This window comes from Duganella flavida, from assembly GCF_009857445.1.
GTDB lineage: Bacteria > Pseudomonadota > Gammaproteobacteria > Burkholderiales > Burkholderiaceae_D > Rugamonas > Rugamonas flavida.
On sequence record NZ_WWCN01000091.1, the window covers coordinates 1 to 210 of the forward strand.

General features: G+C 53.8%; 1 rRNA gene. It reads left to right on the forward strand.

The window, feature by feature from the left end:
- Positions 1-210: ribosomal RNA gene (locus GTP46_RS29345) — 16S ribosomal RNA — on the forward strand; the annotation flags it as partial.

Below are 210 nucleotides of genomic sequence, written 5' to 3' on the forward strand. Positions count from 1 at the left end.
ACGTACCCAGGAGTGGGGGATAACGTAGCGAAAGTTACGCTAATACCGCATACGTCCTAAGGGAGAAAGTGGGGGCTCGCAAGACCTCATGCTCATGGAGCGGCCGATATCTGATTAGCTAGTTGGTAGGGTAAAAGCCTACCAAGGCAACGATCAGTAGCTGGTCTGAGAGGACGACCAGCCACACTGGAACTGAGACACGGTCCAGAC